At 69.2% G+C, this 20062-nt stretch carries 20 protein-coding genes; 6 read left to right on the top strand and 14 right to left on the bottom strand.

All coding sequences use genetic code 11. The features are described 5' to 3' along the window. Nucleotides 1-116: 116 nt before the first annotated feature. From AB0I35_RS22350 to AB0I35_RS22340, 3 genes are read right to left on the bottom strand one after another with little or no spacing between them, the layout of a single operon-like run. On the bottom strand, nucleotides 117-1715 hold the full coding sequence (locus AB0I35_RS22350; RefSeq protein ID WP_357398082.1) for a PQQ-binding-like beta-propeller repeat protein: 1599 nt from the start codon (nucleotides 1713-1715) through the stop codon (nucleotides 117-119). 40 nt (nucleotides 1716-1755) lie between these two features. After that, nucleotides 1756-3264, bottom strand: coding sequence for a hypothetical protein (locus AB0I35_RS22345; RefSeq protein WP_357398080.1), 1509 nt, complete (start codon nucleotides 3262-3264; stop codon nucleotides 1756-1758). After that, nucleotides 3261-3476 carry a hypothetical protein gene (locus tag AB0I35_RS22340; protein ID WP_357398079.1) on the bottom strand — a complete coding sequence of 72 codons (216 nt, stop codon included), beginning with the start codon at nucleotides 3474-3476 and terminating at the stop codon, nucleotides 3261-3263. Before AB0I35_RS22340 ends, AB0I35_RS22345 begins: the two co-directional genes overlap by 4 nt. Before the next feature lie 55 nt (nucleotides 3477-3531). On the opposite strand from AB0I35_RS22340, the gene AB0I35_RS22335 reads away from it, so the two are divergent. From AB0I35_RS22335 to AB0I35_RS22320, 4 genes are all read left to right on the top strand, one after another. Further along, a complete protein-coding gene (locus tag AB0I35_RS22335; protein ID WP_357398078.1) occupies nucleotides 3532-3714 on the top strand; it encodes a hypothetical protein in 183 nt (60 codons plus the stop codon). A 285-nt stretch (nucleotides 3715-3999) separates the two neighbouring features. Continuing rightward, nucleotides 4000-4536 (top strand): hypothetical protein, encoded by a 537-nt coding sequence (locus AB0I35_RS22330; protein ID WP_357152152.1) that lies wholly within the window; start codon nucleotides 4000-4002, stop codon nucleotides 4534-4536. 104 nt (nucleotides 4537-4640) lie between these two features. Further along, the gene (locus AB0I35_RS22325; protein ID WP_357398077.1) at nucleotides 4641-5174 is read left to right on the top strand and encodes a hypothetical protein; all 534 of its coding nucleotides are present in this window, start codon (nucleotides 4641-4643) and stop codon (nucleotides 5172-5174) included. A 62-nt stretch (nucleotides 5175-5236) separates the two neighbouring features. After that, nucleotides 5237-5965 carry an SDR family oxidoreductase gene (locus AB0I35_RS22320; protein ID WP_357398075.1) on the top strand — a complete coding sequence of 243 codons (729 nt, stop codon included), beginning with the start codon at nucleotides 5237-5239 and terminating at the stop codon, nucleotides 5963-5965. 43 nt (nucleotides 5966-6008) lie between these two features. Here the strand turns inward: AB0I35_RS22320 and AB0I35_RS22315 are convergent, their stop codons facing one another. The 5 genes from AB0I35_RS22315 to AB0I35_RS22295 all read right to left on the bottom strand — a co-directional run bounded on the left by AB0I35_RS22315 (nucleotide 6009) and on the right by AB0I35_RS22295 (nucleotide 10046). Beyond that, the gene (locus tag AB0I35_RS22315) at nucleotides 6009-6320 is read right to left on the bottom strand and encodes a pyrimidine/purine nucleoside phosphorylase (protein WP_357398074.1); all 312 of its coding nucleotides are present in this window, start codon (nucleotides 6318-6320) and stop codon (nucleotides 6009-6011) included. Between the two features lie 36 nt (nucleotides 6321-6356). Continuing rightward, nucleotides 6357-7379: a lipoyl synthase gene (lipA, locus tag AB0I35_RS22310; RefSeq protein ID WP_067496062.1), complete on the bottom strand. Its 1023-nt coding sequence runs from the start codon at nucleotides 7377-7379 to the stop codon at nucleotides 6357-6359. After that, nucleotides 7376-8125: a lipoyl(octanoyl) transferase LipB gene (gene lipB / locus AB0I35_RS22305; protein ID WP_357398073.1), complete on the bottom strand. Its 750-nt coding sequence runs from the start codon at nucleotides 8123-8125 to the stop codon at nucleotides 7376-7378. The genes lipA and lipB overlap by 4 nt, the downstream gene beginning before the upstream one ends. A gap of 83 nt (nucleotides 8126-8208) precedes the next feature. Next, on the bottom strand, nucleotides 8209-9525 hold the full coding sequence (locus AB0I35_RS22300; RefSeq protein WP_357398072.1) for a deoxyribodipyrimidine photo-lyase: 1317 nt from the start codon (nucleotides 9523-9525) through the stop codon (nucleotides 8209-8211). Further along, a complete protein-coding gene (locus AB0I35_RS22295; protein ID WP_357398133.1) occupies nucleotides 9522-10046 on the bottom strand; it encodes a lipocalin family protein in 525 nt (174 codons plus the stop codon). The genes AB0I35_RS22300 and AB0I35_RS22295 overlap by 4 nt, the downstream gene beginning before the upstream one ends. 318 nt (nucleotides 10047-10364) lie before the next feature. Here AB0I35_RS22295 and AB0I35_RS22290 point away from each other — a divergent pair, with 318 nt between their 5' ends. After that, nucleotides 10365-11258, top strand: a complete 894-nt coding sequence (locus AB0I35_RS22290) for a MerR family transcriptional regulator (protein WP_357398071.1) — start codon at nucleotides 10365-10367, stop codon at nucleotides 11256-11258. 4 nt (nucleotides 11259-11262) lie between these two features. On the opposite strand, the gene AB0I35_RS22285 is transcribed toward AB0I35_RS22290, so the two are convergent. From AB0I35_RS22285 to sucB, 4 genes are all read right to left on the bottom strand, one after another. Next, entirely contained in the window at nucleotides 11263-12606 is a 1344-nt protein-coding gene (locus AB0I35_RS22285) for a TIGR01777 family oxidoreductase (RefSeq protein WP_357398070.1), read from the bottom strand. Between the two features lie 80 nt (nucleotides 12607-12686). Further along, nucleotides 12687-13193 (bottom strand): N-acetyltransferase family protein, encoded by a 507-nt coding sequence (locus AB0I35_RS22280; RefSeq protein ID WP_357398068.1) that lies wholly within the window; start codon nucleotides 13191-13193, stop codon nucleotides 12687-12689. A gap of 8 nt (nucleotides 13194-13201) precedes the next feature. Beyond that, nucleotides 13202-14098, bottom strand: a complete 897-nt coding sequence (locus tag AB0I35_RS22275) for a TIGR01777 family oxidoreductase (RefSeq protein WP_357398067.1) — start codon at nucleotides 14096-14098, stop codon at nucleotides 13202-13204. 12 nt (nucleotides 14099-14110) lie between these two features. Further along, nucleotides 14111-15844, bottom strand: a complete 1734-nt coding sequence (gene sucB / locus AB0I35_RS22270) for a 2-oxoglutarate dehydrogenase, E2 component, dihydrolipoamide succinyltransferase (RefSeq protein WP_357398066.1) — start codon at nucleotides 15842-15844, stop codon at nucleotides 14111-14113. 257 nt (nucleotides 15845-16101) lie between these two features. On the opposite strand from sucB, the gene AB0I35_RS22265 reads away from it, so the two are divergent. Then, the gene (locus AB0I35_RS22265; RefSeq protein WP_067496046.1) at nucleotides 16102-16452 is read left to right on the top strand and encodes an oxidoreductase; all 351 of its coding nucleotides are present in this window, start codon (nucleotides 16102-16104) and stop codon (nucleotides 16450-16452) included. Here AB0I35_RS22265 and AB0I35_RS22260 read toward each other — a convergent pair whose 3' ends face one another. Beyond that, a complete protein-coding gene (locus AB0I35_RS22260) occupies nucleotides 16453-17964 on the bottom strand; it encodes a leucyl aminopeptidase (RefSeq protein ID WP_225282204.1) in 1512 nt (503 codons plus the stop codon). Between the two features lie 38 nt (nucleotides 17965-18002). After that, complete coding sequence (locus AB0I35_RS22255; RefSeq protein ID WP_357398065.1) at nucleotides 18003-19958, bottom strand: GMC family oxidoreductase N-terminal domain-containing protein; 1956 nt, start codon at nucleotides 19956-19958, stop codon at nucleotides 18003-18005. Nucleotides 19959-20062 lie beyond the last annotated feature (104 nt).

Genomic DNA, 20062 nt, shown 5'->3' with positions numbered 1-20062 from the left:
GGGCCACACCGGCATTGGAGTCGCTGTGTGTGGCGAGGGACTCGCCGGGCCGACGCTTCAGGGGCATGGTGCGGCGAACTCGGCTGCTTGTGCGAGATGAGCTGTCGGCAGGGGGTTCAGCGGAACCCGATGATGTCGAGGGTGGCGTTTCCTATGGACTCGTCGTTCTGGCAGACCACCAGGTTCGATGACGGTACGGGGAGAATTCGCTCGGAGGCACGGGGTTTACAGATGTTGTCGACGGTGGTGGGCCCGGTGGGGGCTGTCGCGACGGGGTCGTCGGAGGTGTGGACGGGGGTGGTCGACAGGCTGGCCGGGTCGCTGATCAGAAGATATTGGTTACCCTCGGAGCTGCGGGAGCTGACGACCACGGTGTTGCCTCGCAGGGTGAGCATTGGCTCGGCCGATGCCGGAGCGAGCAGGTCGCGGTGGCTCACGGCCCGGCCGGTGCCGGGATCCAGCGCGATGATTCGCCAGGTCGAGCCGCCGCATCGGAGGACGCGGTAGACGGCGTTCGCGGTGACCCCGGGGGAGATTCGGGTGGATCGGCAGTTACCGTCGGTCTGTGCTGTCCACCGGTGAGCGCCGGTGCGGGCGTCGTAGCCCGCGACGGTGGTTTCGGTTTCCACGATCAAGGTGGTCGATGACGCGCCGAGAAGGCGGCCGGTGGAGGTCGTGGTGAAGTCGTTGGTGTCGTCGGAGGTCCACAGGACCTCGCCGGTGATGGCATCGAAGGTGATTCGGCTGGGATCGTCGTAGCGATTCGTCCAGCGGGTGGTGACTACGGAGTGGTCGGCGGTGACGACGGCTGAGCCGCGGTCGTATGCCATCGCGCGCTTTCCCGATTGGGGTCGGCGCAGGTAGTGCCAGCGGGGTGCGCCGGTCGCGCCGTCGTAAGCGCGGAGTCCGTCGACACCGATCACGAGAAATCCGCTGCCCGCCGCGAGGACTTCGCGGCCGGTCGCCTCCGGTCGGTTGTTCAATGGCGGCAGCTGAAGCCGGAAGGCTTCGGCACCGAACTCCTCTGGTGTGGAAGGGATCTCGGCCGGGGCCGCGGTGCGATGGTCGACGTTGAGGCTGTCGTCGCCGGCGCGCACGGTGAGCACACCGAGCGTCGCCGCGAGGACCAGTCCGACCGCTACCGCGGTCGTCATGGTGCCGCGGGCGAGTGTTCTGGCGACACCCATGTGAAAAACCAGGGGCAGCACCAGGATCGAGCCGAGGGTGACCAGCGCTGTGGCGCCGACCGCCGTGGGAAGTTGTGCGAAGTAAGGCATTTCGGCGCGTAGGGCGGTGTAGCTGCTCGGTAGATGCTCGCTCCACGACCTCACGGTGAGAAAGGCGAGGACGAGTGCGACGGTCCCGGTCGCGGCCAGTTCCCACCGGTGGTGGGTGCTCCACAGGTCGGCATTCCGCGCGCGGCCGGCGACCCATGCCGCGACAGTGATCGCCAGCACAACCCCACCGAGGATGCCTGCGAGCGCCGCGAAGTGTCCGGCCTGCGCGTACGTCGTGCTGACCGTGACCTGTGCTGTGCCGAACAAGCTGTAGAGCGAGAGCGTGGTCCCGCCGGTCAGGAGCCCTGTGGCGAATGCGGCAGCCAGCGCCTGGTATCGGGCCGTGCGGCCGAGTTCACGGTGCAGTGTCGGTAGTGGACTGGATGTACCGCCGCCCACTTCCGTGTCGGATCGTTCTGTCGCCTCGATGTCCCCCACGGTGCCCCCTCCCGGCCTACGCGCGATCGCAGCCGACAGCCTATACAGGTAGATCCTCGGCGAGGGCGTTGTGCCCGCATTGTTTCGCCTGGACGGCCAGCGATTGCCGGATTCTTGGCGGGAGCTCGGTGCGGATCGTGTGCAGGTCGTCCCACACGGCGGAATCCGTCGGCGTGAAAGTGCCGACGAGGTCGTCCAGGTTCTCGACCTCGTCGAGCAGGGCGAAGGATCGCGATCGTGCCGGGCTGTCCTGGCGGAGTGCGATTTTCACCATTGTGGTGGTGCAGCCCGCGGCAGGTGCGGCTTCGACGGCGGCGAGGAAGCTGTCGTCGGACAGATCGCTGATCGCGATGGCGAGCAAGGGGTGGGTGGTGTCGGGCAGGACGTGCAGTAGGGGAAGGGCTTCGGGCCACAGGTTGTGGGCGGCGGTGGTGGTGATCGCGGCGGTGAGGGTGTCGGGGCGGTGCATGACGGGGAGGGCGGCCAAGCGGGCGCGGGCTGCTTCGTCGAGGGCCAGGGCGACGGGAATCAGGGTGTCCCAATGGTTTTCGTGATGCGCCTGATCTATCAGGGTGGTGAGGGAATCGTCGGATTCGGCGGCTATCCGCTCGGCGACGGTTCGGAGCTGGGTGTCGGACAGGTGGTTGGCGAGAGGGAGCAGGTCCAGCCAGAGATTGTGGGTGAGGGCCAGGTCGGCGATGGTGGTGAGGACGGTCGGGTCCTGCATGATCGGGCGCGCTGCCAGTCGCTTCAGGCCGCTTGTCTGCATGCCTGCGGCTACCGGGAGCAAGGTGTCCCAGGCGCCGACAGCCGTGACGGTGGTGAGTAGACCGTCGAGAATTTCGACGTGCTGGGCGGCGACTTCGTCGGCCAGGTGGGAGCGTTGGGTGGGGCCGAGAGTGTCGAGCAGGGCGATGGCTTCGGGCCAGTGGCCCTCGGCGTTGGTGGCGTGGATGAGGCCGGGGAGGCGGTCGGTGATGAGCGACAGGAGGCGGTCGGCGGCGCTGGGGTCTTCGAGGTGGTAGCCGACGTGGAGGAGGTCGATGTCGGCGGCGTGGGGCAGGGCTACGCGCAGGACGTCGTCGGGGACCGAGGTGGCCAGGCGGCCCATGGTGAGGTAGTCGCGGCGGCTGAGCAATTCGCGGGCGACGTCGGCGGCCATGCGGTCGGGGATCTCGGCGATCACCTCGGCGGCGCGGCGGGGGTCGAGGGTGACGGCGACGTCGGCGAGGAACACCGGGGACAGGGCGCTCGCGATGGCGACGGCGCGGGCCGGGTCGACGGAACCGGCGATCGCGGCGGCGAGGACGGGGCCGAAGGCGGCTTCGGTGATCTTGGCGGCGATGGTCGGCGGCACCAATTTCGCTGCGGCGGCGGTCTTTTGCATGCGCCGGGCCTCGCGGGCCGAGATGCGGTCGCTGATCTGGTCGCGGAAGGCGCGCAGGGCGGTCGGGGGGAGGGCGGCGAGGAATTCGAGGTCGGCGGTGGGACGGCCGAGGGTGGCGGACAGGCGGGCGATCTCGGCGGCGGTGTGGTGGGACGCGGTCATAGTCCGAGCACCTTCTTCACGGCGGGGCGGGCCAGGCGGGGAATGAGGCGCAGGCCGGAGTCGAGCGCGTCGTCGAGGGCGGCTTTGCGCTGGTCGAGGGCGGCCTGGACATAGGTGTTCAGGGTGGCGAGTTCGTCGGGTGTGAGGGCGGCGAACTCGGGTGGGGGCGGGGTGCCGAGCGTGGTGGTGAGCTGGTGCAGGGTGTCCGGCACGGGCCGTCTCCATTCGATGCGGTACGGATGTCGGTGCGGGTGACGATACTGGGGAGTGGAAAAGATCGGCATTTGTGAAAGATTCGAAAATGATTCGCGCAGTGTGAAATTCGCTCAACCATGGCTGGAAGAGGCGGACCGCCCCGGCTTGGTGAAAGACCTGTTGCGCCTGGCGCAGACGGTGCGGGTCGAGCTGACGCGGACCCAGGCCGTCGGCAAGGCTGGGCAGGTCTCCTGATTTCGTCGCCGCACGAAACCGGTGCAACGGTGAGGTGCCGACAAAGCCCTCGGATCGAGATCACAGCGTGCTGGTTGCGCGATCGTCCGGCATGCGGGATGCTTTTCCGACCGCACGTCATACGTGCGGCGTGACATTTCCGCGACCATTTCGTAATGTAGCGGTGACCTTGTCCTCTACGAGTAGCTGGTGATCGACATCGTGCGTGGTCAACATCGCAAACCGGCGCCGCCGCGTGGGCGCGCTCAGCTTGCCGTGTGGAGTGTCGCTGCGACAGTCCCGGCCATGCTGTGGATGACGATCCGGCCGGGGCCTGCGGTCCAGGAGGCCGCCGCGGTAGAACCGCAGACCACCTCGACAGTCGACCCCGACCCGATCGCCGCCGCGGCCGCGTTCGTGGAACCCGAGCCGGCGCCGGTTTCCGCCCTCGACGAGTCGGCCACGCTGTCACTGATGCATGCCACCACCCCGTGTGACACCGAGTGGAAGGGCGTGCAGCCGCACGTGGCGCAGGTGAGCCACCTGCTGCAGAAGATGTTCGGTATCAGCGATATCGGCGGGGCGCACGGCCGCTACGACGGTGACCACGGTGCCGGGCTCGCGCTCGACGTGATGACCAGCGGCGGCGTGGGCGACGCGATCGCCGAATTCGTGCTGGCCAACAAGGAGCGCTTCGGCGTCACCTACGTGATCTGGAAGCAGCGCTACAACGACGGCGGCGGTTGGTCGTTCATGGAAGACCGTGGCAGCCCCACCCAGAATCACTATGACCACGTGCACATCTCGTTCGAATCTTCGGGTGCGACGAATATTTCCTGCTGAAATCGGCTGGTACCAGCGGTTTCGCGGATTTGCATCGCCGTGGAATCGTGCCGTATCGGCCGAACCGGGCGACAGGGGCGTGCTGCATCGACCATGATCGATAGATGGCCCCCAACAGCGCGAAATTCTTGTTCAGCAACGGCACCGACGACCGGGTGTCGCTTTTCGACGACGGGCGTGTGAAGGTCTGGTCGACCACTCATCTCTGGTCCGAAATGGGCCGCGAACGGCACAACGCGTTGGGCGAGACGGTACTGCTCGGGATCGGGCGCACACTCGACGTACCGGGACCGGGTGACCGGCGCCAGGCCTGCGATGCCGAATTCGCCCTGACACCCGAGCTCGGACACACGGTCGCCGCGACGGTGGCGGCAGACAACGGGACGTTCGTACAGTTCTTTCACGACGGGACCATCGCGGTCGGTAACGACGGGCGCGATGTGGCGACGGTGTTCAACGCGGGCCGTGAAGCGACCTCCGAGCGCGGCGTGAACGGGGTCGGCGGGTCGGTGATGGTGACCTTCGGCGGCAGCTATCGGCCGAAGACGATGCGTCAGAGCGACTACCAGGTCGAGCTCAGCGAAGCGACGGCGCCCCGGCCGAACCGGCTGTACAAGGACGAGTTCCTTGTGAAATAGCCCCGAATCGCTTCTGCGCTCGTACGGTGTAAACGGCAGGGGTCGGCAGAAGGATTCGTGGTATGGGACGGTTGACAGGCAAGGTCGCGGTGATCAGCGGCGGTGCGCGGGGCATGGGTGCCGCGCACGCGCGCCGGTTCGTCGACGAGGGTGCGTCGGTGGTGATCGGCGACGTGCTCGACGACGAAGGTGCCGCTCTCGCAAGCGAACTCGGGGTGCGGTATCAGCACCTCGATGTGCGCGAGCCCGAGCAGTGGCAGGCGGTGGTGCGCACGGCGGTCGAGGAGTTCGGCGGGCTGCATGTGCTGGTGAACAACGCCGGGATCGTCAACGGCAACCTGCTCGTCGACTTCGCGCTCGAGGAATGGCAGCGCATCATCGACATCAACCTCACCGGCACCTTCCTCGGGATGCAGGCGGCGGTCCCCGCGATGACCAGCGGCGGGTCGATCGTCAACATCTCTTCCGTGGAGGGGATGCGGGGAAGCCCTGGGCTGCACGGGTACACGGCGACGAAGTTCGCGGTCCGTGGGCTCACCAAGTCGGCGGCGCTGGAACTCGCGCCGCAGGGGATCCGCGTCAACTCGGTCCATCCCGGTCTCATCAGCACCCCGATGACCGAGGGAATCCCGGCCGACTTCCTGCAGATTCCGCTGGCTCGCGCGGCCCAGCCCGACGAGGTGTCGGCGCTGGTCGCCTACCTGGCCTCCGACGAGTCCTCGTATTCGACGGGCGCGGAGTTCGTGGTCGACGGCGGGCTCACCGTCGGCGTGCCGCACAAGAGCTTCTGACCTGGAAGCCGGGGTGCCGTCGTGGAGACGGCACCCCGGTGGATCAGCCGTAGTGGCAGATGTAGTGCATGGTGTCGACGACCTCGATGTCGAACGAGCTGTCGCCGGGGACCTTGAACGACTCGCCCGCGCGGTAGGTGATGGGCTGGGTATCGCCGGCCAGCGTCACCTTCGCCTCGCCCGCGACCAGTTCCATGATCTCCGGGGCGCTGGTGCCGAAGGTGAGCTTCGACGGCTGGATCACACCGACGGACTTCGAGGTGCCGTCGGGCAACTCGAGGCTGTAGCTGACGCATTTGCCGTCGAAGTAGACATTGGCCTTGGTAGTGACGGAGACGTTCTCGAACTTCGACATGGGTCCTTCCGGAAACTTAGGGAAGCCTCAGTCTAACTAGCTGCCGTAGCGGGCCAGGACCGAGCTGGCTTCCTGGGAGGCGGTGCCTTCCTGGGCCAGGTGGGCCATGGCTTCGGGGATTTCGCGGCCGTGGTGGGTCATGGCCTGGGCGTAGAGGCGGCCGGCTCGGTAGGAGGAGCGGACGAGGGGGCCTGCCATGACGCCTGCGAAGCCGAGTTGTTCGGCGACCTTGGAGTGTTCGACGAATTCCTCGGGCTTCACCCAGCGGTCCACGGGGTGGTGGCGTGGGGACGGGCGAAGGTACTGGGTGATGGTGAGGATGTCGCAGCCGGCTTCGTGCAGGTCGCGCATCGCTTCGGTGACCTCTTCGGGGGTTTCGCCCATGCCGAGGATGAGGTTGGACTTGGTGACCAAACCTGCCTCGCGGGCCGCGGTGATCACCGCGAGGGAACGCTCGTAGCGGAAGGCGGGGCGGATGCGCTTGAAGATGCGCGGCACCGTTTCCAGATTGTGGGCGAGCACCTCGGGGCGAGTGGAGAACACCTCGGCGAGCTGGTCGGGGTCGGCGTTGAAGTCGGGGATCAGCAGCTCGACACCGGTGCCGGGGTTGAGGGCCTTGATGGCGCGCACGGTTTCGGCGTAGAGCCAGGCGCCGCCGTCGTCGAGGTCGTCGCGGGCCACACCGGTGATGGTGGAGTAGCGCAGACCCATGGCCTGCACGCTCTCGGCGACGCGGCGGGGTTCGTCGCGGTCGAGGGCAGCGGGTTTGCCGGTGTCGATCTGGCAGAAGTCGCAGCGGCGGGTGCACTGTTCGCCGCCGATGAGGAAGGTGGCCTCACGGTCTTCCCAGCATTCGAAGATGTTGGGGCAGCCCGCTTCCTCGCAGACGGTATGCAGGCCTTCGCGTTTCACCAGGCCCTTGAGCTCGCTGTACTCGGGGCCCATGGTGGCGCGGGTGCGAATCCACTTGGGTTTGCGTTCGATCGGCGTTTCCGCGTTGCGCGCCTCGATGCGCAGCAGCTTGCGTCCGGCGGGGGCAGAGGCGTCTACGGAGCTCACTGCACCGACTCTACGCTCGGGGCCCGCTCGGGCGCGGGGGCGGTGGTGCGATCGATGTCATGCGGGCGGACGGGAATTTCTCCGTCGAGCGCGGCAACAATCGCGGTGGCGACCAGCGGCTTGATTTCGGCGACGGTGACCTCGCGACCCAGCTCGCGGGTCAGGGTGGTGACACCGGCGTCCTTGATGCCGCAGGGCACGATGGCCTGGAAACCGTCGAGGGCGGAGTTGCAGTTGAGCGAGATGCCGTGCAGGGCGACACCGCGCTGCACGCGGACCCCGATCGCGGCGATCTTGCGTTCGGCGAAGTAGTCGGTGGCGGGCAACCACACTCCCGATCGGCCCTCGACACGTCCACAGATGATGCCGAGACTCGAGATCACATCGATCAGCGCCTCTTCGAGACGACGCACGTACTGCACCACATCGACCGGTTCGGCCAGCCGGATGATCGGGTAGCCGACGAGCTGCCCCGGTCCGTGCCAGGTGATCTTGCCGCCCCGGTCGACCTGCACCACGGGGCTGCCGTCGATGGGCAGATCGTCGGCCTCGGTGCGGCGGCCCGCGGTGTAGACCGACGGGTGCTCCAGCAGTAGCAGTCGGTCGGTGCCCTCGCCTGCGGCGCGTTCGTCGGCGATCTGCCGTTGCAGCTCCCAGGCGGCGTGGTAGTCGATGAGTCCGAGATCCTCGACCACGATCGGGGTCGTATCGAATCGGGCGGACGCGGAGGGGCGCGTGTCGTTCACGATCCTGACGTTACGCCCGGCGGCCGACGACGCCAACGGATGGTCGGGCCGCCGTGTCGCACGGTTGCCGAGAGGACGCGGGGTCACATGCCCGCGACGTCGACCAGCGGTGCTGGATAGGCGGAGCCGGGCAGGTCCGCGCGCCACGGGCGGTGGATGGCGCCGCCCGGCAGGTGAGCCAGTTCGGGGAGATGGCGGCGGACGTAGGTGCCGTCGGGGTCGTGACGGTCGGCCTGGCGGAGGGGGTTGAGGACGCGATTGGGGCGCGTGTCGGTTCCGGTGCCCGCGGCCCACTGCCAGTTGAGCTGGTTGTTGGCCAGATCCGCGTCGACGAGCCAGTGCAGGAAATGAGCGGCGCCGATCCGCCAGTCCAGGCGCAGGGTTTTCGTGAAGAACGACGCGGTGATGAGGCGGGCACGTCCGGGCATCCAGCCGTCGGTGACGAGCTGACGCATCGCCGCATCGATGATCGGGTAACCGGTGCGGCCCTCCTTCCACGCGGTGACGGCCTGGGGATCTCGGCGCACGGGGAACGGGCCGGGGCGAAGGCTGGTGGACGCGGTGTCGGGGCGGGCGGCGAGCAGCTGATGGTGGAAGTCGCGCCATGCGAGCTGGCGGGCGAAGGCATGACCGCCTTCGGTGGACAGGTCCGTGCGGTGCACGACCTCGACCGGGGACAGGCAGCCGAAGTGCAGGTACGGCGACAGGTGTGAGGTGGCGTCGGCGGCGAGGTCGTCGTTGCGGTCGGCGTAGTCGTCGATCGGGCCCGCCAGCCACTTGCTCAGGAGTGCGCGGCCGGTGATCTCGCCGCCGGTCGGGCAGTTCGGGGAGGGTTGTCCGGGCGACAGATCGGCGGCGGAAGGTATTGCCGCACTGGGGATGTCGGGTACGGCAAGCGCGTGGGGGCTGTCCAGTGGACGGCGCCGATGGGTGTCTACCCAGCGTCGGAAGTATGGGGTGAACACGGCGTAGTAGTCACGGCCGGTGGCCGGGGCCAGGGCAGACGGGTCGACGGCGGTGATCACGGCCGAGTGCGGGTGAACGGTGCAGTCCGACAGCGCGGCGCGCAGGGCGGCTTCGCGTCGGGTGGCGAAGGCGCTGAAGTCATGGGCGATGTGCACCGACTTGGCGCCGGTTTCGGCGACCACCCGCGCGACCTCGGTGGCGACGTGACCACGGCGTACGACCAGGCGCCCGCCTACGTCACGCAAGCCCGCGTCGAGTTCGGTCAGGGCACTGGCGAGGAAGGCCGCTCGGTTGGGTGGGCAGCGGGCGGGCACGATTTCGTCGTCGACGACGAACAGCGGCACGACCGTGTCGGCGGACCGGCGGGCGGCGTCGAGGACGGGATTGTCGGCCAGGCGCAGGTCGCGCGTGAACAGGGCGATCGAGACGGTCATCGGGTGCACAGCGGGACGATGTCGTTTCGGCCGCCGGTGGTCGGCGTGGTCAGGTACAGGCAGGTGCTCTGGCCTGCCGTCTCGATCGCGGTGTGGATGTCGTCCCATGCGGCCGCGTCGAGGGTTGGTGTGCGGGACAGGACGAAACCGGACAGGCGGCTCGGCGAAGTGACCAGCGCCCACGAGTACTCCGGGCCGAGCGCGGTGACGATGTAGTCGGTCTCTCCGTCCTGGCCGGGTACGCCGGGGAAGGAGACGTTCAGCTGGGCGTTCGTGGCCGGGTCGGTGACGGTGGCGGTGCCACGGATCTCGTCGATGCCGCCCGACCAGGTGTGGCAGCGGTTGTACACGCCGACATCGCCTCGTTCGTCGAGCGAGTAGGTGGCGGTGGTGTCGCGCGCGCACGCGAGGTTGAACGGCTGGGGTACGGCGGCCAGTTGGTGCCAGACGCCGAGGTACCGGTCCAGATCGAGGGAGGGAACGGGAGTCGGGGGCGCCGCGGCAGCCGTGGCCGAGGACAGGGCGGTGACCGCAAGGGCGACGAGGGCGGTCGCCGCCGAACGGCGGAACGCTGACGTCAGGGCAATACGCACAAGGGCTCCTCGAAATTGTCGGTAGCGATAGCTTACCAATAAGCGATGCATAAACGATGCATTCATCGGCGGTGAAGTCGCACCGACAGCCGGACGACTTCGGCCGTAACGCCGCCCGGCGGCGCCGATTCCGGGCGTGCTGCGGGCGGCGCGGAGAACGCGCGTGCTGTGAGCGGCGGGTTCGGACGGCGGCGCCGAATGACGTCGGTAAGGCGGGATGATCGGGTTATCGGCAAGAATGGAGCGATGTCCGCCGGTTCAGCCCCTGTCCCCGATGCGGCCGGTTACACGGTGCGCGCCGTGGCGGACCGGCTCGGGATTCCGACTGCCACGCTGCGCAGCTGGAACCGGCGCTACGACATCGGTCCCGCACAGGATCGCCCGGGCAAGCACCGTCTCTACACCGAGGCCGACATCGCCGCGCTCGAACGCATGCTCGCGCTGATTCGTGACGGCGCGAGCCCGGCCGGTGCCGCCGCCACCGTGCGCGGCATCGCGGTGCTGCCCGGCGATCGCTTGCCGCTGCTCGAGGCCGCCTTCGCGCTCGACTCGGGCCGGGTGATCGCGCTGCTCGAGGCACACGTGCGCGCGGTCGGCATCGTGGAAACCTGGGACGGTTTGTGCAGACCCGCCTTCGCCGATGTCGTGGCGCGCCAGAGCAGCGGCGAGGGCTGTATCGACGTCGAACATCTGCTGTCGTGGTGCATCACCTCGGTCATGCAGCGCACTCATGCCCCGCCCGCCCGCCCCGACCACACCATCCTGCTGGCCTGCACGGGTGGCGAAACCCATTCGCTCCCTCTCGAAGTGCTGCGCGCCGCCCTGGCGGAGCAGGGGGTAGGCGCGCGCATGCTCGGCGCGGATGTGCCGACTGTCGCCCTCACCGACGCACTGGCCCGGCCGAGCGGACCGACCTCGGTCCTGCTCTGGTCACAACGAGAATCCACCGCGTTGACGTCGGCAGTCGTCGCGGGCGTGGCCGCCGGGGCGCGGGTGTTCGTCGGCGGGCCGGGTTGGCAGGAGGTACTGCTGCCAACCGGGGTACAGCGCGTCGACGGGCTGACCGAAGCGGTCGCCCTGATCGGTGTCGACTCCTCTCGACTCGCCGACACCGAAGCCGCTGCGAATCAACGGCAATGAATCGTCAGCGGCCGAGGAGGTGGCGGAGGGTTTGTTCGAGGTCGGGGGTGCGGAACGGGTGTGTGGAGTCGGTGAGGCGGGTGGGGTCGACTCGTTGGCCGGCTTCGGCGAGTTCGCGGGCGCCCTGGCGGCCGAGGAGTAGGGCGGGGCCGAAGGACGGGACAGGTAGCAGGGCGGGGCGGCGGAGGACGTGGGCCAGGGTGTGGGTGTAGTCGGTATTGCGGACGGGGTTCGGGGCGACCGCGTTGACCGGACCGACGAGTGCGGTGTCCCAGAGTGCGCGGTGGTAGATGTCGAGGAGGTCGTCGATGCCGATCCAGGACTGCCACTGGGTGCCGGGGCCGATGCGGCCGCCGAGACCGGCGGTGAAGAGGGGGCGCAGCAGGCGCAGGGTGCCGCCTGCGGGGGATTGGACGATGCCGGTGCGGACGCGGACCACGCGGACGCCCGCGTGTGCGGCGGGTTCGGTTGCCGCCTCCCAGGCCGCGACCACGTCGGCGAGGAAACCTTCTCCGCGCGTGGAGTTCTCGGTGAGGACCTCGTCGCCGCGGTCGTAGCCGTAGTAGCCGATGGCGGAGGCGGAGACGAAGGTGGGCACACCGCAGCGGGCGGCGGTTTCGGCGAGGGCGCGGGTGGGGCCGATGCGGCTGTCGGCGATCGCGCGGCGGTGTTCGTCGGTGAAGCGGCCCGCGATCCCGGCGCCCGCCAAATGGACGACGGCGTCGACGCCCGTCAGTAGCTCCGGTGCGGGATCGTCAGGATTCCAGTGGCGTTCGGCGGGATCGCTGGTCGGGCGGCGGACCAGGCGGATCACCCGGTGCCCACCGGTGGACAGGAATGCGCACAAGGCGGTGCCGACCAGCCCGGACGCCCCGGTCACCGCGATGGTCCGGGCGGCGAAACCTGTTGCGGCGGCGCGCTGGTGCGCCGCGAGATCACCGGCGAGCTGACGGTAGCGATAGTCGAACATCGGCTGCAGTAGACGGGTGGGGATCGGGGTGTCGACACGGTCGATCACCGCGGTGTGCTCAGGGTCGACCTCGGCGAACTCGTGGGTGTGCCGCCACGGCAGCAGACGGCCGAGCGGCGCCGAGGCCGGACCGTCGACGGCGACCTCGTCGGCGAAAGACGCGGGCGGATCGTAGGCCGCGGGGTCGTGCCGGGCGATCCAGCGCAGGCCGCCGGGAAGACCGAGAACCGCGGCGCCACGGGCCAGATCGGAGGACTCCGCGAGCAGCCGCACCGGCTGCCACGGCGGCGCCAATCGGGTGAACGCGCCGGGCCGCTCGAACCAGCGGAACACTTCGGCGCGGGGTGCTGTGACAACGCTCGAACAGTCGATGCCCATAACCCGACTGTAGCCGTCCCCGGAAAGACGATGAAGCGTTCAAGCATCGTTTCGCGACGCCGATGACAGGTTGCGGAATGTCAGCGCGGTTCGAGAGGAAACAACCGCTGCATGAGGGTGAGGTCCATCCAACGACCGAATTTGTGGCCCACCTCGGGCAATTCGCCGACGACCCGGAACCCGAACCGTTCGTGGAGGACGATCGATGCGGTGTTGCCGGACTCGATAGCGGCGATCATCGCGTGCACGCGCTCGGAATCAGTTGCGCGAGCGATCAATTCGGTGAGCAGGGCGGTGGCAACACCGCGCCGCTGGAAACGCTCACCGACATAGACGGAGTTCTCGACGGAATAGCGGTAGCCGGTTTTGGGTCGCCACTGCCCGTAGGACGCGTAACCGGCCACCTCGCCGTCGATCTCGGCGACCAGCACCGGCATCCCCGCCGCGGTGCGGTCGGCGAACCAGGTGAGCCGGTCGTCGAGATCCACCTGATCGGTGTCCCAGATCGCGGTCGACTCGGCGATGTTGGCGTTGTGGATCTCCAGCACGGTCGGCAGGTCGGCTTTGTCGGCGTCGCGAATCAGCATGGGCGCCTTCATGATCGGCCGACGGTCGCGGCGAGCGCGGCGCCGATGGTCGGATGCTGGAAGGTGTAGCCCGCCTTTTCCAGCGCGGCGGGAATGGCCCGTGGACCGGTGAGCAGCGCCTCGTCCGCGAGCTCACCGACCGCCGTCCGCAACGCGAACGCGGGCACGATGAGTGGGGCGGGGCGGTGCAGGGCGCGACCGAGCGCGCGGGTGAACTCGGCATTGGTGACCGGAGCCGGGCCGACGGCGTTGATCGGCCCGGACAGGTCGGGATGGGTGAGCGCGAAGACGATCGCCCCTACCTCGTCGTCCAGGGAGATCCACGGCGTGTACTGGCGCCCGCTGCCCAACCGGCCACCGAGCCCGAGCCAGTACAGCGGGTGCAACATGCTCAGCATCCCACCGTTGCGGGCGAGCACCACCGCACTGCGCACCAGCACCGTGCGCACGCCCGCATCCGTGGCGGGCGCGGTGGCCGCTTCCCAGTCGCGACACAGGGTCGCGAGGAAACCTGTTCCGCTGGAAGCGGTTTCGTCGACGATCGAGTCGCCGGTGGTGCCGCCGTAGTACTGCGCGCCGCTGGCGTTTACCAGCGTCGGCACGCCCGCGGCGGCGACCGCCGTGGCGAGGACATCGGTGGGGGTGATCCGGCTGTCACGCAACAATTGCTTGTAGCTGCCGTTCCAGCGGCGCGCACCGATACTCGCGCCGCACAGATTCACCACCGCGTCGGCCCCGCGCAACGCCCGCTCGTCGAGCTGGGCGCGCGCGGGATCCCACGCGAATTCGTCCGGTGCCGCGGGAGCGCGGCGCACCAGCCGGGACACCTCGTGCCCGTCGCGGCGCAGAGCCGCGACGAGCGCCGTCCCGATCAGCCCGGACGAACCGGCGATGACCACCTTCATCGAAACGACCTGCTACAGCCCGAGATCGGCCTCGAACGCCGCCTCTTCCAACCGATGCTTGATGGTGGTGAGGAAGCGGCCCGCGTCGGCGCCGTCGATGAGCCGGTGGTCGTAGGTGAGCGGCAGGTACACCATCGAACGCACACCGATGGACTCGTTACCGGTCTCGTCGGTGACGACCACCGGACGCTTCACGATCGCGCCGGTACCGAGCATGCCCGCCTGCGGCGGGAGCAGGATCGGGGTGTCGAACAGCGCACCCTCGGAGCCGATGTTGGTGATGGTGAAGGTGCCACCCGACAGCTCGTCCGGCTTGAGACCACCGTTGCGGGCGCGGTTGGCGATATCGACGATCGCGCGGGCCAGCCCGGCCAGCGACAGGTCGCTGGCGTTGTGGATGACCGGCGAGAGCAGACCCTGCTCGGTGTCGACCGCGATACCCAGGTGCACCGACGCGTGGTAGGTGATCTCCTTGGTGTCCTCGTTGTACGAGGCGTTCACGTTCGGGTGCACACCGAGGGCCTCGACGACGGCCTTGGCGAAGAACGGCAGGTACGTCAGGTTGACGCCCTCGCGGTTCTTGAACGAGGCCTTCGCGAGCTGCCGCAGATGCGCGATCTTGGTGACGTCGGCCTCGTGGACCTGGGTCAGCTGCGCGGTGGTCTGCAGCGATTCGCGCGTCTTGGTCGCGGTGATCTGCCGGATGCGGCTCGCCTTCTGGGTGGAACCGACGAGACCGGCCAGCTTCGGAGCGGCCGTCTGCTTGGCCGGGGCCGCAGCGGCGGCCGGGGCGGCGGCGGGCGCGGGCTCCGGTGCCTTCTTGGCTTCGGCGGCGGCGAGCACGTCCTGCTTGCGGATGCGTCCGCCCACACCGGAACCGGTGAGGCTCGACAGGTCGACGCCGTTCTCCTCGGCCAGCTTGCGCACCAGGGGAGTCACGTACGGGGTGCTGCCGTTACCTGCCGACGCGGCCTGCGCGGGCGCGGGCTTGGCGGCGGGCGCGGGCTTCGGCGCGGGGGCAGGCTCAGGCTTCGGGGCCGGTGCCGCTTCCTGCTTCGGCTCGGGCTTCGGTGCCGGCGCGGCTTCGGGCTCGGGCTCGGGCTTCGGCTCCGGCGCGGGGGCGGCGGCGGGCTTGCCGCTGCCGATCACACCGAGCTGACCACCGACGGCGACGACGTCGTCCTCCTGCGCGGAGATCTCGAGCAGCGTGCCCGCGACCGGCGAGGGGATCTCGGTGTCGACCTTGTCGGTGGAGACCTCGAGCAGCGGCTCGTCGACGGCGACCTCGTCACCGACGGCCTTGAGCCAGCGGGTGACGGTGCCCTCGGTGACGGACTCGCCCAGCTCGGGCATCTTCACGGGGGTGCCGGACGACGCGTCGGCCTGAGCGGGCGCGGCGGCGGGCTTGGGGGCCGGTGCCTGCGCGGCGGGCTCGGGTTCGGGTTCCGGCTCGGGTTCCGCGGCCACGGATTCCTCGGCGGGCGCGGGGGCGGAAGCGGGGGCCTCGCCGGCGTCGCTGATCACGCCGAGCTCACCGCCGACCTCGACGACATCGTCTTCCTGGGCGACGATCTTCGACAGCACACCGGCGGTGGGCGACGGGATCTCGGTGTCGACTTTGTCGGTGGAGACTTCGAGCAGCGGTTCGTCGACCTCGACCGTGTCTCCTTCCTGCTTCAGCCACCTGGTCACCGTTCCCTCGGTGACGCTCTCACCAAGAGCCGGCATCTGGACGGAGAAGGCCATGTCCTCTGACTCCTCTGACTGTTCGACGGGTAATACAACAGTGCTTCGACCCCGGCGGGCATTACGTCGCGGGTCGCGGCGTGTGTCCACCCCGACCGTGTGGCGGGACTCCCGGGAATCGTTGGTTCTTGTTCCGGCAACCATCCTTGCACTCGCCCGCCGCGTCTGTGGCGCTGGGCGGCAATCCGTGCGGAGCTGGCACCATGGAATGTACGGCGGTGAGCAGAATTCCGTCGGAAAGCAGAAGGGCTGAGCCGGTGGGTTTGCTGGATCGTTTCCGCGGGGTGCGGGGCCGGAGCAGGTCAGTCGCGCGCGAGAACGCCTCGGAGGTGCGCGCGCTCGCGCAGTGGGCGCGGGCGCGGCACGGAGTCGAGGCGTTCGTCGAGCCCAAGACGACTGTGACTGATGTCACAGCGGTCCTGGTGGCGGCGGACGGTGAATGGACGCGCCGGATCGTCGGCGAGCACGGTGCGCGCCGCCTGGCCGACACCTTGCGCGTGCCGGTGTACGACGTGACCAAGACGGGCTATCCCCAGCGGATGCGCGACTTCGACGCCCGCCGCCGCATCGAGCAGCGGCGGGCCCGGGAAGCCGAGCTGGATGAGTGACTACTCCGCGCCGATCTGTTCGATCACCGCGATGAGCGTGCGCACCGGGACACCGGTGCCGCCCTTGCCGATATAGCCGAACGGTCCGCCGGTGTTGTAAGCCGGACCGGCCACGTCCAGGTGGGCCCACTGCACGCCCTCGGGCACGAATTCCTTGAGGAACAGCGCCGCCGCGAGCATGCCGCCCCACCGGTGCGGCGTGACATTGGCCAGGTCGGCGACCTTGGAGTTCAGATCCGCGCGCAGTTCGCTCGGCAGCGGCATGGCCCAGCCGTTCTCGCCGACCGCGCGCGAGACCTCGGCGACGCGATCGCGGAACTCGTCGGTACCCATCACGCCCGGGGTGCGGGTGCCCAGCGCGACCATCTGCGCGCCGGTCAGAGTGGCGACATCGATCAGGTAGTCGGGTTCGTCCTCGACGGCGCGCACGATGGCATCGGCGAGGATGAGCCTGCCCTCGGCATCGGTGTTGATGACTTCGACCGTGGTGCCGCCGTATTGGGTGAGCACATCGCCGGGGCGCTGCGCGGTGGCCGACGGCATGTTCTCGGCCATCGGCACGGTCGCGGTGACGGTGACCGGAAGACCGAGGCGCGCGGCGAGCAGCACGGTCGCGATGACCGCCGCCGCACCGGCCATGTCGGAGGTCATGTTCTCCATGTTCGCGGCGGGCTTGATCGAGATACCGCCGGTGTCGAAGGTGATGCCCTTGCCGACCAGCGCGACCTTCTTGGGCCCGCCGGCGTAGGTGATGCGCACCAGCCGCGGCGGGCGGGAGGAACCCTGGCCGACGCCGATGATGCCGCCGTAACCGGCTGCCGCCAACGCGTTCTCGTCGAGCACCTCCACCTCGAGCCCGGCGGCTTCGGCGAGCACGCGGGCCCGGTCGGCGAACTCGGCGGGGTACAGCGCGCTCGGCGGGGTGTTCACGAAATCGCGTGCGGTGGCGACGGCTTCGGCGACCAGCTGGGCGCGCAGCAGTTCCAGCACCCCGAATTCCGGTTCCGGAACCAGCAGTTCGACACGGACCACCGGCTGTTCGTCGGGCTTGGGCGCGCTCTTGGCCGACTTGAACGCGGAGAAGGTGTAGGCGCCGAGGTAGAAGCCCTCGGCGGCGGCACCGAGATCGATGCCGGACAGGGTGGTGGCGACGAGTTCGGTGCCCGACAGCGCGCGGGCCGCGACGCCGGCGCTGCGGCGGACCTGCTCGGCGTCGACCTTCTCGGCCGCGCCGAGACCCACGGCGAGCACGCTGGTGACGTTGTCCAGCGCCGCCGGTGCGGGCACCCGGGTGAGTTCCTCGGGCTTGCCCTTGGCACCGACCGCGCCGAGTGCGTCGAGGAGCTCCGTGCGGACCTCGGGGGTGAGCACGTCGCCGAACAGGTCGGCCGGGGCGATGGCCGGTCCGTTCTCCGAGGAGGTCAAGCCGATCACCAGCACATCGGTATCCGCGGTGAGGGATTCGATGCGTGCCAGTTCCGGTCCGAGTGAACGATCTGCAACAGCGGTCATCGACTCAGATTATGTGGTCGGCGCTCGGGGGCGCACGGCTAGGTGAGCTCGGCCGCGAGCCGCGTCGCGTTCATGTACCCGATCGCCTCGATGGTCACCATCGGGTTCACGCCGGGCGCGGTGGGGAAGCAGGAGCCGTCGGCGACGACGATGTTGCCGACGTCCCAGGTGGCGCCGTCCGGGTCCGTCGCGGACAGTTCGGCCGAACCGCCCATCCGAGCCGAGCCCATGATGTGCAGCGCGCCCATCGAGCAGCGCCCCGGACCGTATCCGGCCTGTTCGCAGGCGGCCTCGAACTCCGCGAGCGACCCTTTCTTGCCGGGCGTGAAGGAGATGCCCGCTTGATGCCCGGAATAGATGCGTTGCGCTCCTGCGGCTTCGAGCATGGTCGCCGCACCGATGATGCCCGTGTGCAGGTGGTCGGCGTCGTAGTCGGAGAGCCGGTATTTCACCACCGGTTCACCGCTGCGGTCCACCGTCACGGTCCCCGAGTCCCGGTCGCGCGTGATGACGCCGATGGAGCTGGTGCGGGCGAATTCGAGCATGGCGTCGCGATGCTGCCGTGCGCCGCGCCAGTTCATGAACCCGGTGGCCAGGCCAGGGTGCACCGGGCCGGTCTCGTAGATGACGCCGAAGCCGTTGCCGTCGAGGTCGGCGTGGTGCCTGCTGATCCGCGCCTGCAGCGCGCCCTCCCAGGGCCGGATCTCGTCCTCGAACACCCCGAACACGGCGGCGGCGGGGTGCAGACGCAGGTGGCGGCCGATGTTCGGGTTGCGTAGACCCGATCGGCGCAGCAGCGCGGGCGTCTGCACGGCACCCGCGGCGACGACGACCGCGCGGGCCCGCACCGTGATCTCGACGCCGTCGGAGGTGCGGGCCGACACCGATTCCGCCCGACCGGCTTTCACCGTGACGGTGCGGACGTCGGCGTCGACGACCAGCCGCGCGCCGTGCTCGGCGGCGTCGCGCAACCAGGTCTTGGTCGTCGACTGCTTGGCGCCGAGGCGGCAGCCGTAGCCGCAGCGACCGCATTCGATCGCCGCGTCACAGGCGTCGCCGACATTGCGTGGCAGGGTGTCGACGTCCCAGCCGAGCGCTCGCGCGCCGCGTTCGAGGATTCCGTCGCGGGCCGAGATCGGCGATTTCGCGCGGGTGACGCCGATCCGCTCACTCACCACATCGAGCGCTGTGCCGAACTCGTCACCGGCGAACTGGGGGACGCCGAGGTCGGCCCATTCCGCGCGCACACGGTCGGGAACCGGCAGCGAGGTACTCCAGTTGACGACGGTTCCGCCACCGAGGCAGCTGCCCGCGACCAGCGTGAGCTGGCCCTCCGCCGTGGTCGCGGGGCCGGCCGCGTAGAGGGTGGTCAGCGCGGCGAGTTCGCCGTCGCCGAAGTCCTTGTCGTCGTAGTAGCGTCCGCGCTCGAGCACGACCACGTCGAGCCCGGCTCGCGCGAGCACGGCGGCCGCGGTGCCACCACCGGCGCCGGATCCGACGACGACCACATCGCAGTCGAGCGTGGTCGGCCGGGTGAACCGCTGCGGCTTCAGCTGCGGTGCCGCGGCGTCGGGTGCGGGCCCGGTCGGTGCCGGGTAGCCGATCCGCTCCCACAGCGGATTCGTGCCGGTCGGGCCGGGGGTGACGTTGTACGCCAGCAGGGAGGCCTGTTTCAGGGCTTGGAAGATCGCGCGGACCGGGGCGAGCCGGGAATCCGCGAGCCGCAGCAGGGCCGCCTCGCGCTGCGCCTGCGACAGGGTGGAGAACCGCCGGAATCCGGTACCGGTGAGCGCGCCGAACGCGCGGGTGTCCCACAGGTCGAGCAGGGTGGCGAACTGTTTGCGGTCGGCCTCGCGCGGGTTACGGCCGAGGATCGCGAGAATGGTCTCCACCGCGCCGAGGTCGGCGGCGCTGGGTAGTCCGGTCTCGTCGCCCGGTATGAACGTGTTGCAGATCGCGGCGAGCGTCGCGCGCTGTGCGGCCGTCGGTTCCATGAGGAAACCACCCCTTTTCCACTTCGGGTGATGTCTATCACGGACGGGGTGAACGCGCTGGGGGTCAACGGTTTTCGGGCCGGACGAATGCCCGGCCCGAACCG

It is taken from the genome of Nocardia sp. NPDC050378 (genome assembly GCF_040655675.1).
Taxonomy (GTDB): domain Bacteria; phylum Actinomycetota; class Actinomycetes; order Mycobacteriales; family Mycobacteriaceae; genus Nocardia; species Nocardia coubleae.
Note: the sequence above shows the minus strand (reverse complement) of the source record. Positions and strands in the feature narration are given on the sequence as shown.

Coding starts and splice junctions, on each gene's coding strand:
- AB0I35_RS22290 (WP_357398071.1), top strand. CDS start 10,365: ATGTCCGCCGGTTCAGCCCCTGTCCCCGATGCGGCCGGTTACACGGTG.
- AB0I35_RS22345 (WP_357398080.1), bottom strand. CDS start 3,264: ATGACCGCGTCCCACCACACCGCCGCCGAGATCGCCCGCCTGTCCGCC.
- AB0I35_RS22300 (WP_357398072.1), bottom strand. CDS start 9,525: ATGACCGTCTCGATCGCCCTGTTCACGCGCGACCTGCGCCTGGCCGAC.
- AB0I35_RS22275 (WP_357398067.1), bottom strand. CDS start 14,098: ATGAAGGTGGTCATCGCCGGTTCGTCCGGGCTGATCGGGACGGCGCTC.
- AB0I35_RS22285 (WP_357398070.1), bottom strand. CDS start 12,606: ATGGGCATCGACTGTTCGAGCGTTGTCACAGCACCCCGCGCCGAAGTG.
- AB0I35_RS22315 (WP_357398074.1), bottom strand. CDS start 6,320: ATGTCGAAGTTCGAGAACGTCTCCGTCACTACCAAGGCCAATGTCTAC.
- AB0I35_RS22320 (WP_357398075.1), top strand. CDS start 5,237: ATGGGACGGTTGACAGGCAAGGTCGCGGTGATCAGCGGCGGTGCGCGG.
- AB0I35_RS22325 (WP_357398077.1), top strand. CDS start 4,641: ATGGCCCCCAACAGCGCGAAATTCTTGTTCAGCAACGGCACCGACGAC.
- AB0I35_RS22255 (WP_357398065.1), bottom strand. CDS start 19,958: ATGGAACCGACGGCCGCACAGCGCGCGACGCTCGCCGCGATCTGCAAC.
- AB0I35_RS22330 (WP_357152152.1), top strand. CDS start 4,000: ATGCTGTGGATGACGATCCGGCCGGGGCCTGCGGTCCAGGAGGCCGCC.
- AB0I35_RS22280 (WP_357398068.1), bottom strand. CDS start 13,193: ATGCTGATTCGCGACGCCGACAAAGCCGACCTGCCGACCGTGCTGGAG.
- AB0I35_RS22260 (WP_225282204.1), bottom strand. CDS start 17,964: ATGACCGCTGTTGCAGATCGTTCACTCGGACCGGAACTGGCACGCATC.
- sucB (WP_357398066.1), bottom strand. CDS start 15,844: ATGGCCTTCTCCGTCCAGATGCCGGCTCTTGGTGAGAGCGTCACCGAG.